This window comes from Cryobacterium sp. PH29-G1 (assembly GCF_030063365.1).
Classification (GTDB): Bacteria; Actinomycetota; Actinomycetes; order Actinomycetales; family Microbacteriaceae; genus Cryobacterium.
In genome coordinates this window covers 510,240-522,756 of the sequence record NZ_JASISY010000001.1, presented here as the reverse complement: position 1 = coordinate 522,756, position 12,517 = coordinate 510,240, and the positions used below count along the sequence as shown (strand labels likewise).

The 12,517-nt window shown below is 66.4% G+C and carries 10 protein-coding genes and 1 pseudogene; 7 read left to right on the top strand and 4 right to left on the bottom strand.

From position 1 onward, the window contains the following. Both QMK22_RS02410 and QMK22_RS02405 read right to left on the bottom strand, forming a co-directional pair. Nucleotides 1–928: pseudogene (locus QMK22_RS02410) on the bottom strand (hypothetical protein); the annotation flags it as partial. 153 nt (nucleotides 929–1,081) lie between these two features. Further along, nucleotides 1,082–1,603: a phosphohydrolase gene (locus QMK22_RS02405; RefSeq protein ID WP_283496024.1), complete on the bottom strand. Its 522-nt coding sequence runs from the start codon at nucleotides 1,601–1,603 to the stop codon at nucleotides 1,082–1,084. Nucleotides 1,604–1,943: 340 nt separating this feature from the next. Between QMK22_RS02405 and QMK22_RS02400 the strand changes: the two genes are divergently transcribed. Then, nucleotides 1,944–2,717, top strand: coding sequence for an ice-binding family protein (locus QMK22_RS02400; protein WP_283496023.1), 774 nt, complete (start codon nucleotides 1,944–1,946; stop codon nucleotides 2,715–2,717). A 74-nt stretch (nucleotides 2,718–2,791) separates the two neighbouring features. After that, complete coding sequence (locus QMK22_RS02395; protein ID WP_283496022.1) at nucleotides 2,792–3,205, top strand: YkvA family protein; 414 nt, start codon at nucleotides 2,792–2,794, stop codon at nucleotides 3,203–3,205. Between the two features lie 311 nt (nucleotides 3,206–3,516). Here the strand turns inward: QMK22_RS02395 and QMK22_RS02390 are convergent, their stop codons facing one another. Next, nucleotides 3,517–5,307 carry an NAD(P)/FAD-dependent oxidoreductase gene (locus QMK22_RS02390; protein ID WP_283496021.1) on the bottom strand — a complete coding sequence of 597 codons (1,791 nt, stop codon included), beginning with the start codon at nucleotides 5,305–5,307 and terminating at the stop codon, nucleotides 3,517–3,519. Nucleotides 5,308–5,450: 143 nt separating this feature from the next. Here QMK22_RS02390 and QMK22_RS02385 point away from each other — a divergent pair, with 143 nt between their 5' ends. The 3 genes from QMK22_RS02385 to QMK22_RS02375 all read left to right on the top strand — a co-directional run bounded on the left by QMK22_RS02385 (nucleotide 5,451) and on the right by QMK22_RS02375 (nucleotide 8,564). Continuing rightward, entirely contained in the window at nucleotides 5,451–6,785 is a 1,335-nt protein-coding gene (locus tag QMK22_RS02385) for a sigma-54-dependent transcriptional regulator family protein (RefSeq protein WP_283496020.1), read from the top strand. Between the two features lie 60 nt (nucleotides 6,786–6,845). Next, nucleotides 6,846–7,823, top strand: a complete 978-nt coding sequence (locus QMK22_RS02380; protein ID WP_283496019.1) for an NAD(P)H-quinone oxidoreductase — start codon at nucleotides 6,846–6,848, stop codon at nucleotides 7,821–7,823. Nucleotides 7,824–7,898: 75 nt separating this feature from the next. Then, on the top strand, nucleotides 7,899–8,564 hold the full coding sequence (locus QMK22_RS02375) for a CG0192-related protein (RefSeq protein WP_283496018.1): 666 nt from the start codon (nucleotides 7,899–7,901) through the stop codon (nucleotides 8,562–8,564). On the opposite strand, the gene QMK22_RS02370 is transcribed toward QMK22_RS02375, so the two are convergent. Beyond that, nucleotides 8,539–10,251 carry an alkaline phosphatase D family protein gene (locus tag QMK22_RS02370; protein WP_283496017.1) on the bottom strand — a complete coding sequence of 571 codons (1,713 nt, stop codon included), beginning with the start codon at nucleotides 10,249–10,251 and terminating at the stop codon, nucleotides 8,539–8,541. The genes QMK22_RS02375 and QMK22_RS02370 overlap by 26 nt on opposite strands. Before the next feature lie 210 nt (nucleotides 10,252–10,461). Here QMK22_RS02370 and QMK22_RS02365 point away from each other — a divergent pair, with 210 nt between their 5' ends. Then, nucleotides 10,462–11,484 (top strand): iron-siderophore ABC transporter substrate-binding protein, encoded by a 1,023-nt coding sequence (locus QMK22_RS02365; protein ID WP_283496016.1) that lies wholly within the window; start codon nucleotides 10,462–10,464, stop codon nucleotides 11,482–11,484. Beyond that, nucleotides 11,484–12,515, top strand: a complete 1,032-nt coding sequence (locus tag QMK22_RS02360) for a FecCD family ABC transporter permease (RefSeq protein WP_283496015.1) — start codon at nucleotides 11,484–11,486, stop codon at nucleotides 12,513–12,515. Before QMK22_RS02365 ends, QMK22_RS02360 begins: the two co-directional genes overlap by 1 nt. Nucleotides 12,516–12,517: the final 2 nt, after the last annotated feature.

Genomic DNA, 12,517 nt, shown 5'->3' with positions numbered 1-12,517 from the left:
CGGGCTGGGGCACGGAGTCGAGCTGGTCGAGCAGGCGGCGGGCATGGCGGAGGGAGATGTCGCCGGTGCGGAGGGCATCGAGGGTTTGGGGGCGGGACTCGACCAGCACGCGGCTTTCGTGCAGGAGACCGGACGCGGTGCCGGACGGGATACGCAGCGCGCACGCCATCTCCGCGACCAGCCCTTGTTGGGCGGCGAAGGTGGCGTCCCAGTCGTGTTCGTGCTTCGGACCGGCCTGTGGGCGGCCGGTTTCGGCGGTGTTGGTGGTGTAGTCCCACGCTTCGGCGAGGACCTCGGCTTTGCTCGCCTGGGCCCAGGCGATGATCTTCTCGAAATACAGCGCCCGGTCAACGAACTGCGCCTGATGCCGCTGGAACGGACTCAAGCCATCGGCCGCACTACTGCCGGGCGAACTACTGCCGGTCGGACTACTGCCGGGCGAACTGCTGTCGGTCGGTAGCGGCTGGCCCGGTTCGTTGTCGCTATCGTGCTCGGTGCGGAGATGCTCGGTGCGGAGATACTCGGAGTAGAGGAACTCCTCGCGCAGGTCATCATCGAACAGGTGCTCGGGCGGCACAGCGGCGAACACCTCGGTCAGGTCCAGACCGGCCGGCAGAGGCGGACCATCAGGCATCTCACGGCGATAGAGCGCCCGGCCGACAGCATCCGTTACGACAGTATCCGCCAGGAAGGGGTCCGGGCTGACGGGCTCGGCACTGCAGGGATCGGTATCGACGTCTTCGAGCGCGTCGTACGGAGCGAACTGACCGAGGCCCTCGGCAACCTCGAACCGCCAGTCGGCCTGGCACTGCGCCCAGAACGCATCAAATTCAGCGCGCTCCTCGGGCGAGACCGGCCACGTACCGTATGCGGCGAAGAACGGATCGACACTGCCCTGCTGCTGGGGGGTGTCGCCGCTCTGGCTCATAGAACAAGTGTACCAAACTCAACCCCCAAAGTCGAGGTATTCTCATACGGATTGGGATATCCGTGCGAAGCTGAATTCGCACGGTCAGCAGCATTTGTGCATCGCACTCTTCGTCAGGCGTACACGGCGGTTACGCTGCGCGCTGCGCGAGAATCACCCCCAGCGTCGTGCCCAGAAACCGCGCGACCTCTCGCACTTCTCCGTGAGCGGCGCCCGCGCCCCATCTGACAGCCCGGCCTGACGCACCGGGTCGGCGTTGTGCGAGATGTCGGACCGCTTCACGATGAGCGCGAAGTCGTGCGCCACCCCTGCCATCGACTCGGCGAGCGGCTCCCCCGGGCGCTTGGTGATGGCATCCACTGCTGAGACGACGTTTTGCTCGAAGCCGAGCGTGCGCAGGTAGTCGAGCGTGACTGCCGTGTCTTCCACCACGTCGTGCAGAGCAGCCACGATCTTCTCGTCGTCGGTGTGCACCCGGCGCATCACCTCAAGCGGGTGGCGAATGTATTCGACGCCGAGCTTGTCGCACTGGCCGGCGTGCGCCGAACGGGTCAGATTGACCGCTACGTCGAGCATCGACGCTTGCGGCCTCGCGAGCAGATACTCGGCAACCGATGACTGTACGTCGACCAAGGTGTTTTCGAGGATGATGTTCGGTGCTTCGGGGTTCGTCATAGTTTTGCTCCTTGATCGATTACGGCAGGTAGGGGCCCAGAAGGGTTGCAAGAAGCGGATGTCGCGGCGATCAAGTAGGGGGTTCGCGAGCCGTGCGTGCTCGGATGCCCCTAGTGTGAGGGTAGACAGATTCGATTCGTTGGAACCGGTCCCGTGGGGTGCGCACGATTTCGTGCGTGGTGGACGTCTGTTAGTTGTGGCGCCGGGGATTCTCTGGGGGTGAACTCTGCCGAAAGCGAAGCCAGTCAACGCCAAGAAGCCCGGTGAGCAGCATCGGTGACCGCACCCACGGCGGCCCTGCCCGAGTCCGCGTCCTGCGGTTCATTGAAAGGGAACAAACATGATCACATTCCAGCAGCCCTCCACCTCACGCAAACGCCTTCTGGCCGCGGCGCTCGCGCTAGCCGTCGTCGGCATCGGCAGCATCGGCTTCGGCACAACCGCTGTCGCTGACCCGATCCCCCAGGCCCCGGTCGACCTCGGCGTTGCCGGCACCTTCGCAATCCTGTCGCAGACCGGGGTGACGGATGTCCCGACATCAGCCGTCACCGGCAATGTCGGTGTGAGTCCGACCTCGGGCGCCGCTACCCTGCTCACCTGCCCGGAAGTGACCGGCACGATCTACTCCGTTGACGCCGCCGGCCCGGCATGCAAGGTAACGGATGCCACGCTCCTCACGACTGCCGTCGGCGACATGCGCACCGCGTACACCGATGCCGCCGGGCGGACCAACCCCGACTTCATTAACCTCGGCGCCGGCGAGATCGGCGGGCTCACCCTCAAGCCCGGACTGTACAAATGGAGCACCGACGTCAGCATCTCCAACGACGTGAAACTGGTCGGCGGCCCGAATGACGTCTTCATCTTCCAGATCTCGGGCGACATCACCGAGGCCGCGGCCAAGAATGTGACCCTCGCGGGCGGCGTGCAGGCGAAGAACGTGTTCTGGCAGACCGCCGGTTCGGTGTCCGTGGGCACCACCGCCCACTTCGAGGGCAGCGTCCTGAGCAAGACCCTGATCGCTTTGAAGACCGGTGCATCCATCAACGGTCGACTGCTGGCCCAGACCGCGGTCACGCTGCAGAGCAACACGGTCACCGAGCCCGCGCTGTAGGTTCCTCCACCGCATGACCGCGGGGTCACCGTCGGGTGAAAATCCAACAACCCCACTCGACTAGCGTTGAGCCCATGGAATGGTGGCAGGTGCTGGTCAGTGTGCTCGCGGGCCTGGCGCTACTTTGGCTGGCGTTGATCGGGGCGCTGGTTTGGATCTCGCGAGGTCAGGTCGAGAAGATCAAGCTGGTCGACGCCCTGCGCCTGGCACCCGATGTCGTGCGGCTCACCCGCCGCCTCGCCGCCGATCCGACCGTGCCACGAGGGGTTCGAATCTGGTTGCTGGTGCTGCTGGTCTATCTCTTGCTGCCGATCGATCTGGTGCCCGATTTCATTCCCGTGATCGGCTTCGCCGACGACGCCATCGTCGTGGCATTGGTGCTGAGGTTCGCGACGAAACACGCCGGAGCGGATGCCCTGGACCGGCACTGGCCCGGCACACCGCAGGGGCTGCACGCCCTGCGCACCCTCGTCGGCCTCGGCGACTGAGGTGCTCGCCGTACCCTTGGTGGCGCCGACGGCATAGACCAACTGCTGCGACGCACCCCGATGGCGAACGGCAGCGGGACCACGACATAGCGAATGCACAGCGAGCCCGGCGGCCACGCGCAACGCGGAAGCTGCGGTCGGGGGCATCCGCTGGCATGGTGCCGGCTGCGCGGGAGTTGCGCCAGTGCGCGGGAGTAATGGGCTGGCCACAACTCCCGCGCAACGAGCTAAGCGGGAGCTGCGCCAGTGCGCGGGAGTTCCGCCTCCCGCGCAGCTGCGCAACTCCCGCGCCGCGAAATCATCTGCCTGCGCTAGCGGGTGTAGTGCGACTCCTGCAGCTCGTAGACCGGAGTATCCAGACCCTCCATGCGCGCCTTGATCTGCAACGCCAGGTAGTTCGAATAGTGCCGGCTCTGGTGCAGGTTGCCGCCGTGAATCCAGAGCTGAGGAACGTTGGTGGGCTTCCACATATTGCGCAGCTCGCCCTCCCAGGGGCCCGGGTCCTTCGGAGTGTCCGAACCGTAACCCCAGCAGCGACCGACCTTGTCGGCGACCTCGGGCGAGACCAGGTCGGCCAACCATCCGTTCATCGAACCGTAGCCGGTGGCGTAGACGATGAGGTCGGCTGCCAGCTCGGTGCCGTCGTCGAGCACCACCGCCTCGGGGGTGATGCGCTCAACCTGACCCGACTTCACCGCGACACGACCATCGATGAGCAGCTGTGAAGCGCCCACATCGATGTAGTAGCCCGAGCCACGCCGCAGGTATTTCAGGAACAGGCCGGAGCCGTCCGTGCCGAAGTCCAGGTCGAAGCCCGCGGCGGCGAGTTGGGCGTAGAACTCGGCGTCGCGCACGGCCATCTGCTGAAAGATCGGAATCTGTGCCTCGGGCAGGATGCGGTACGGCAGCGACGCGAATAGCAGGTCGGCTTTTTCGGTGGTGACACCATTGGCCAGCGCCTGCTCGGAATACAATCCGCCGAGGGCGAGGTCCATGAGCGAATCGCTGCGCGAGATGTGCGTCGACGAGCGCTGCACCATGGTGACGTCGGCGCCGTGCTCCCACAGGTCGGCGCAGATGTCGTGGGCCGAGTTGTTCGACCCGATCACGACGGCCTTTTTGCCGGTGTAGTCGCTGCCCCCGGTGTGCTTCGAGGAATGGTGCTGCTCACCGTCGAACGAGTCGGCGCCGGCAAAGACGGGGGTATTCGGGTACCCGGAGACCCCGAGGGCGAAGACGAGCTGCTTGGGCCGCAGAGTGACCGGCGTTCCGTCACGCACGACCTGCACCACCCACTCCTGGGTATCCTCGTCGAAGGCTGCCTTGGTGCATTCGGTGCTCGACCAATAGTTGAGTTCCATGATGCTGGCGTAGTGCTCGAGCCAGTCGCCGATCTTGTCCTTCGAGGCAAAGACCGGCCAGTCCTCGGGAAATTTCAGATAGGGCAGGTGGTCGTACCAGACCGGATCATGCAGGTGCAGGGACTTGTAGCGATTGCGCCAGGAGTCGCCGGCCTTGGCGTTCTTCTCGATCACAATCGTGGGCACGCCGAGCCGGCGCATCCGAGCCGCGAGGCCAATACCGCCCTGCCCACCGCCCACGATCACGCAGTACGGCTGTTCCTCATAACCCAGGCGCGCTTCCTGAGCGGTCTTCTTTTCCAGCCAGGAGGTACGGCCCTTCTCAATGGTGTGGGAGACGCCCCGCTCGCGGTTGTGACCCTTCTTCTCCTCGAAGCCCTTGAGCTCCTGCATCGTAGTGAGCAGCGTGTAGCAGAGGCCGTTGTTCAGTCGCAGGTGTGCGTAGCCGCGGGCGACCGCGGTCTCGAATGTCACCCAGGCCTCGACGGCACCGGCTTCTCCGGTGGCCGCTTCGGCGAGCGCCCAGTCGTGCGGGCGCACGTCGTCGAGGGTGGCTGTGAGCATCCGCTTGATGTCAGCTTTGCTCTCGAATGTCTTCAGGTTCCAGGTGAACGACACGAAGTCGCGCCAGTAGCAGTCGTCGGCGAACAGCGCGAGGGCGCCGTCGATGTCGTGGTTGTGTAAGGCCGTGTCAAACCGGGCGAGCCAGTTTTCGACGACAGCGGTAGGTGAATCGGGCATGTCACTCCTTTGTGAACCAGCGAAAAGTCGGCCCATTGTCGGAGGCGACCTGTATGTTCAAGTACACGGCCGCGAGGGTTACACAGGCGTTACACCTGCTGTTTGCACGGCTTCATCGTCGGATCCAATGGAGGAGACAACGCATGCCCACAGAGCCGAGCACCGCGGTTTTGCCTGCCGGCCTGCGCTTTTCTTCCCCTCTCGAATACGAGCGGATGCTGCGCACGGCCCACGAACGCACCCTCACCGGTGCGCCCGCGCCCGAGATCACCACCGATGTCTGGGACTCCTGGCAGCGTTCTCTGGCCGCAGGTATTGACCCCGACCGGCACGTACCGCGGCATCTGCACGAAGTAGCGGATGCCGTGGCGCTGCGCCGCGGGCATCCGCTCGAGGCGGTGATGCCGGCCCTCAGCGAGCTTCTGGCCGATGAGAGCTCGGACGGGCAGCACCTGCTCGTGCTGGCCGACGCCCACGGCGAGGTGCTCTGGCGGGTTGGCAGCCGGCCGGCCCTGCGCCAGGCCGACGGGCTCGAGTTCGTCGAGGGCGCCGACTGGTCGGAGGCCGGCGTCGGCACCAACGCCATCAGCGAAGCCGTCATGAGCGGCCGCGCTGCGCAGTTGTTTTCTGCCGAACACCTCGTGCGCACCCACCATTCCTGGGCGTGCACGGCCGCCCCCATTCGACACCCACTCACCGGTGCCGTGCTCGGGGTGCTGAACGTGTCCGGGCCACTCAACACGGTCACGGCCGACAGCATGCGCATGGTCAAGTGCGGTGTGCGGCTCGCCGAGGAACTACTGCGGGCGGCCCACCGAGACCTGGAGCGTACCGTTGGTTTCCTGCCTGACGGTGCCGCCTCGCCCGGTTTTTCCGCGCCGGGTCGTTCGTCGGCCGTCGCACTCGAATTACTCGGCGAGAGTCCGGCGGTGGTCACCGCCGACGGCAACCGGGTGCCCCTCACGCTTCGCCGTGCGGAGATTCTGGCCTTGCTGGAGTCGCGCGATCGCGGCTGGAGCGCCGACGAACTTGCCTACGCCGTGCACGGTGAGACCGGCTCGGCCGCCAGTATTCGCATTGAGATGCACCGTATTCGGCAGGTGCTGGGCGACGCGCTTCAGTCGGCGCCGTATCGACTGGCGCCCGCACTGCGCGGCTCATCTGACGCGGCCCGGGTGTTGCAGCTGGTGCGTCTCGGGCAGGTGGCGGCGGCCCTGGCCGCGTATACCGCCCCGTTTCTCGCGCGGTCAACGGCCCACGCCCTCGAGCCGCTGCGCGCGGAGCTGACCAGCGCGGTGGGGGCATCCGTTCGGACCAGTGGCAGCGTTGAACTTTTGCGACGGTGGTGCCTGACCGAAATGGGCAGCGATGATCGCTCAGCGGTGCTGGCCCTCGGCCAGTTGGCCGGCCTCACCGATGCCGCCTATCTGGCCGCGCTCGCCCGCCTCAGCCGGATCGACCGCGAGCTCGGCCGCTAAACCGGCAAACTGTCGGGCACGGAGCACCGAGATGTCGGTCCCCACGCGTAGGCTGCGCCTATGCGCGCAATTATGGTCAACTCCCCCGGCGGCCCGGACGCCCTCACCCTGACGACAGTGCCCGACCTCGAGGTCGGCGCCCGAGAGATTCGGGTGGAGGTGGCTGCCGCCGGTGTGAACCGAGCGGATGTCGTGCAGCGGCAGGGCCATTACCCCTCGCCCGCCGACGCACCGCAGTGGCCGGGACTCGAGGTCTCCGGTGTGGTCACCGAGGTGGGTGACGACGTGACCCGGTTCGGGATCGGCGACCGCGTCTGCGCGCTTCTGGCCGGCGGTGGGTATGCCACCGAAGCCGTGGTGCACGAAGACCTGGCCTTGCTGGTGCCGCTGTCGATGGACCTCGTCGACGCCGCAGCCCTGCCGGAAGCTCTGGCCACAGTGTGGTCAAACGTGTTCATGAGCGCCGAACTCGCACCCGGCGAGACCCTGCTCGTGCATGGCGGCGGCAGCGGAATCGGCACGACCGCCATCCAGCTGGCCCGGCTGATGGACGCCCGCGTGGCCGTGACGGCCGGTTCGGCCGAAAAACTCGCCGTGTGCGAGAGCCTCGGGGCGCAAACTCTGATCAACTATCGGGAGCAGGATTTCGTGGCCGAGGTTCAGGCCGCCACCGATGGACGCGGTGCCGACGTGATTCTGGACATCATGGGCGGCTCCTACGCGGCGCGCAACATTGAGGCGGTCGCGGTGAACGGCCGCATCATGGTCATTGCGAACCAGAGCGGCGAACCGGCCACGTTCGACCCGCGGCACCTGATGCAGAAGCGGGCCCGCTATTGGGCGACCACCCTGCGTGCGCGGCCGCTGGCCGAAAAGATCGCCATCATGCGATCGCTCGAAGCTGCGGTCTGGCCGTGGATCGCGTCGGGCGAGTTTCGCCCCGTGGTCGACGGCCGGTTCTCGTTTGCAAACGCACCGGATGCGCACCGCCGGTTGGAATCATCCGCTCACGTCGGCAAAATCGTGCTGGTGCCCTAGGGGCGCCTCCCCCTGGCGCCCCCTCACCCGACGCGTAGGGCGGCGAGCGCCACCGGTGCCCCTACGATCGAGTACATGGCACTCCTCTACGACGCCGTACTGCGGCCTTCCAAGTCCGAGATCATCGCCGGGTGGGTCCCGACCCAGTCGTGGTTCGCTGGCGACGCCGCTGCCGAGGTTGAGCACGTGGCATCCTTTCGCTTCGACGATCCGGAGGGCGAGGTGGGCGTCGAAACGCATCTGGTGCGTTTTGGAACGGGGCCGCTGTTGCAGGTTCCGCTGACCTACCGCGGTGCACCCCTCGCCGGCGGTGACGACTGGCTCGTCGGCACCATGTCGCACTCCGTGCTCGGCGACCGCTGGATCTACGACGCCACCGGCGACCCGGTCTACCTCGGGGCGACTGCCACGGCCGCGCTCACCGGCGGGAAGCAGGCGGACCAGTTCGTGCAAGGTGACGGCGAGCTCATTCCCGTTGCTCCCACCGCCAGCGCGGTCGGCAGCGGAACACCGGGAGCACCTGTTGCGGCACCGTCATCGTCGATCAGCACCGTCTCAAAGGCCGGCACCACGATCGTAACGGCGGGCAGCCTGCACATCACGGTTGTGCGGGTGCTCGACGGCACGGCTGTGACGCCAGCAGCGGATGCCGCCACCCTCCGTGGCGCCTGGCCCGGGCAGTCAACGCCCCAGCTGCTCGTGGTGGTCTCAGCCGTCAGGACGACCGAGGAGCCAGGGTGAGAGTTGCCACCTGTTCAACCACCGGATGGAGGTGATCGTCCTGGTGCACCACGCCCTTCTCCCACCAGAGTTTCAGCCCGGCGGGGGTGTCTTCCAGGCTCGCCAGGCAGTTGTCAAACCACGGCCCCCTGATACCGGCCCAGCGAAACGGCGGTGGCGCAACCCCGGCAGAACGGGCCAGCATCGCGCCCAGGCGGGTAGCGATTCCGTAGGAAAGCACGGCGGAGAAGGAGCGCATGGCCACGGGAAGCGGATTGCGGATCGGCGAGCAGACCGCTTGCACGATGCGGCTACCCGACGTTCGCTCCACCTCGGAAACGGTCGAGTAGTGTACGTCACCGGATAGAAACGTCACCGTCTGCGGGCTCGATCCCCGTTTCCCGTCAGCCACCTCGGCGGCCATCCGGGCCAAATCGAGGAAGCTGCGCTGGAACGCGGCCCAATGTTCCAGGTCGACCAACCGGCGCACCCGCTCGGCGACCCGCGCGGCCGACTTACCCCAGGCCCCTTCAGACACGGCCTCATCCCACGATTCCAGATGATGGAGCCCGGGTGGCAGCAAAAACGGCAGGGATGTGCCAATCAGCAGCTGCCGAAAACCGCCGCGCATCCGCTGGTCAAGCCAGTCGGTTTCTGCGGTGTCCAGCAAGGCGCGCCGTGTCGGCTCCAACTCCCGGGCGGCGCGGGAGTCGACCACGATCAGGCGGACATCATTGAAGTCGCGGCAATAACTCCACCGGTAGCTGGCGGGTTCTCGATCACACCGCTTTGCGAACGCGTCGAGCCGGGAGCTGATGTCGAGCTCAAAAGCACCGTCGTGCGCGGCGATTTCTTGCCAGATTTCATCGTCAGCGCGTTCGGCGGGCGACATGTTGCCGAGGTGTTGGTACACCCAGTACGAGGCCAGCCCGGCCGTGATGCGCCCCCGCCACCACGACGTTGCCGCCATCTTTCGCTTCCAGCTTAGGGAGGTGTTCCAGTCGTCGCGAATGTCGTGATCGTCAAAGATCATCGCGGTCGACACCGTGGAGAACAGCCACCGGTTGGCCTCGTCCGACCACGCCAGACGGTAGAGATGGGCGTATTCTTCGAAATCGGCCAGTTCCTTACCCGGCGGCTCGGTGATGTCTCGCCGGGCGCGAATGAATTCCTGCATCTTCTTCGTGGTCAGGTCGGCGTACACCTGATCGCCGAGAAAGAGAATCAGGTCGGGGCGCGGCACTTCGTTCTCTGGCGAGGCCAGGCGCAGTGCGTACGCCCGGAGAGCGTCGACACCGTGCGTGCGATTGCCCTCGGCGTCATGGGGAACGCTGGTGCGGCAGGAACCAAAGGACAGGCGCAGTGGATGTGCGTTACCGAGCGTCGCGATGACGCACGCCGGAAACGTGGAGTGCGCCGCCGGCCACGCCCTTTCTCCGTTCGACTCGGCGTCGAACTCGGCGCTGAATCCTGCGTCGAATCCTGCGTGGAACAGCACGGCATACGGCAACGTCGTGTCGGGTTGCAGGCCGTCAACGGAGACGAGCGCGTAGTGGTGTCCGTGCACGGCGAAGGTGCGCGCTCGCCACGATCGGCCGTCGACGAGCACGGTGACCTGGCCGGCCTCCCGCGTCTCGCACCAGATACTCGCCGAGACATCGTCGACGTACCGCACCATCGGGCCGAGGATCAACGCGGAATTCGTCATGAATCAGGTGTACCGCTTCACACCGGCGACGGCTATACCCGTGTGCTGGGCAACGGCTTGCAATCCTGCCCCCCGCTCACCTAAGTTAGGTAAGGCAGGCCTAATAAACCCGCCCCTCCTCTTCGCCCGCAGGCCGCTCGCCGTCTTGCGTTCGCGAGGACATTGCCGTGCCCAAAACCCCACCGCACCCGTTCCAGAAATAAGGACTTCATGCCCCGCGCCCCCAAACTGATCGCACTCGGTGCGGTTGCGTTGCTCACCCTCGGACTCACCGCCTGCGCCCCGGCCACGGCGAGTGACGAGACCGCGAGCAGCGTCGACTTCACCCCGCTGACCATCGAGCATGCGCTCGGCACCACGGTGATCGAATCGAAACCCGAACGCGTCGCCACCGTCAACTGGGCCAACCACGAGGTCCCCCTCGCCCTCGGCGTCGTTCCGGTCGGCATGGCCGCAGCAAACTTCGGCGACGACGACGCCGACGGCCTGCTGCCGTGGGTCAAGGAAAAGCTCGACGAGCTGAACGCCGAGACCCCCGTTCTGTTCGACGAAACGGATGGCATCGACTTCGAGGCGGTCGCCGACACCCGGCCCGACGTGATCCTCGCCGCGTATTCCGGCCTCACCCAGGAGGACTACGACACCCTGAGCGAGATCGCTCCGGTCGTCGCCTACCCCGAAACCGCTTGGGGAACCCCGTGGCGAGAGATGATCGCGCTCAACAGCGAGGCCATCGGCTTGGCCGATGAGGGACTCGAGCTCATCGCCGACCTCGAGCGCCAGATCACCGACACGGCCGCAAAATACCCCTCGCTCGTCGGCAAGACGGCAATGTTCATGACCCACGTCGACACCGCCGACCTCAGCGAGGTGAGCTTCTATACGGCCAAGGACACCCGGGCGATGTTCTTCGATGACCTGGGTCTGGTCACCCCGCCGAGCGTCGCCGAGGCATCCGCTGCGACGGAGAAGTTTTCGCTCAAGCAGAGTGCCGAACAAGCGGATGCCTTCAACGATGTGGACATCATCGTCACCTATGGCGGTTCCGACCTGGTCACCGCGCTCGAGGCCGATCCGATCCTCTCGCAGATGCCCGCCGTGGCCAACGGCGCGATCGTGAACCTGTCCGGATCGAGCCCGCTCGGCACGGCCGCGAACCCGACACCGCTCTCCATCTCGTGGGTGCTCGACGACTACGTGGCGTTGCTCGCGGCGGCCGCCGACAAGGCCTGATGACCCCAGTAGTACCGGATGCCGCCATCGTGCGACGCCCGCGCCGACTGCGCTCCCTGTGGCTTCTCCTGGCACTCGTCATGGTGCTCGGCCTCATGCTTGCCTCCGTCACGATCGGTTCCCGCGAGGTCGGCTGGGCCGACATCTGGGCGGCGCTGAACGGTTCAGCCGACGGTTTTGACGAAGCCGCCGTCGCGACGCGTATCCCCCGCACCGCTCTCGCCGTTCTGGCGGGAGCGGCGCTCGGCATGTCTGGGGCGGTCATGCAGGGCGTTACCCGCAATCCCCTCGCCGACCCGGGAGTTCTGGGTGTCAACGTGGGTGCGGCCCTCGCGGTCGTCACCGGCATTGCCTTCTTCGGGCTGAACGCGGCGGCCAGCTTCATCTGGGTCGCCATCATCGGAGCGGCCGTCACTGCGGCGTTCGTCTACACGGTCGGCTCACTCGGGCGCGGCGGCGCTACCCCCCTCAAACTCGCGCTGGCCGGCGCGGCAACCTCCGCAGCCCTTGCCTCAGTGGTCACCGCGGTCGTGCTGCCGCGCAATGACATCGCCGGCGGCGTTTTGTCGTGGCAGATCGGCGGGGTTGGCGGCGCTACTTTTGTCAGCATCCAGCAGGTTGTGCCGTTTCTGCTCGTGGGTTTCACCATGAGCCTCGTCGCGGCCCGATCGCTCAACTCCCTCGCTCTTGGCGACGACCTCGCAGCGGGCCTCGGCGAGCGCGTGGCCCTGGCCCGTGGCGGCGCGGCGCTCGGCGCGGTCGTCTTGGCCGGCGCCTGCACCGCGGTGACCGGCCCGATCGGCTTCGTCGGCCTCGTCGTTCCGCACGCCTGCCGGCTGCTCATCGGCGTCGACCACCGTTGGCTCCTCCCGTTTTCGGCCGTGCTCGGCGCGGCGCTGCTCACCGCAGCGGATGTGCTGGGTCGCGTCATCGTGCGCCCCGGCGAGGTCGACGTGGGCATCATCACCGCCCTCATCGGCGCCCCGTTCTTCATCTACATCGTGCGCCGCCAGAAAGTGCGGGCGCTGTGAGG

What these genes read in the sequence shown, in the direction of transcription:
- QMK22_RS02405 (WP_283496024.1), bottom strand. Translation starts at nt 1,603, where the DNA reads ATGACGAACCCCGAAGCACCGAACATCATCCTCGAAAACACCTTGGTC.
- QMK22_RS02400 (WP_283496023.1), top strand. Translation starts at nt 1,944, where the DNA reads ATGATCACATTCCAGCAGCCCTCCACCTCACGCAAACGCCTTCTGGCC.
- QMK22_RS02395 (WP_283496022.1), top strand. Translation starts at nt 2,792, where the DNA reads ATGGAATGGTGGCAGGTGCTGGTCAGTGTGCTCGCGGGCCTGGCGCTA.
- QMK22_RS02390 (WP_283496021.1), bottom strand. Translation starts at nt 5,307, where the DNA reads ATGCCCGATTCACCTACCGCTGTCGTCGAAAACTGGCTCGCCCGGTTT.
- QMK22_RS02385 (WP_283496020.1), top strand. Translation starts at nt 5,451, where the DNA reads ATGCCCACAGAGCCGAGCACCGCGGTTTTGCCTGCCGGCCTGCGCTTT.
- QMK22_RS02380 (WP_283496019.1), top strand. Translation starts at nt 6,846, where the DNA reads ATGCGCGCAATTATGGTCAACTCCCCCGGCGGCCCGGACGCCCTCACC.
- QMK22_RS02375 (WP_283496018.1), top strand. Translation starts at nt 7,899, where the DNA reads ATGGCACTCCTCTACGACGCCGTACTGCGGCCTTCCAAGTCCGAGATC.
- QMK22_RS02370 (WP_283496017.1), bottom strand. Translation starts at nt 10,251, where the DNA reads ATGACGAATTCCGCGTTGATCCTCGGCCCGATGGTGCGGTACGTCGAC.
- QMK22_RS02365 (WP_283496016.1), top strand. Translation starts at nt 10,462, where the DNA reads ATGCCCCGCGCCCCCAAACTGATCGCACTCGGTGCGGTTGCGTTGCTC.
- QMK22_RS02360 (WP_283496015.1), top strand. Translation starts at nt 11,484, where the DNA reads ATGACCCCAGTAGTACCGGATGCCGCCATCGTGCGACGCCCGCGCCGA.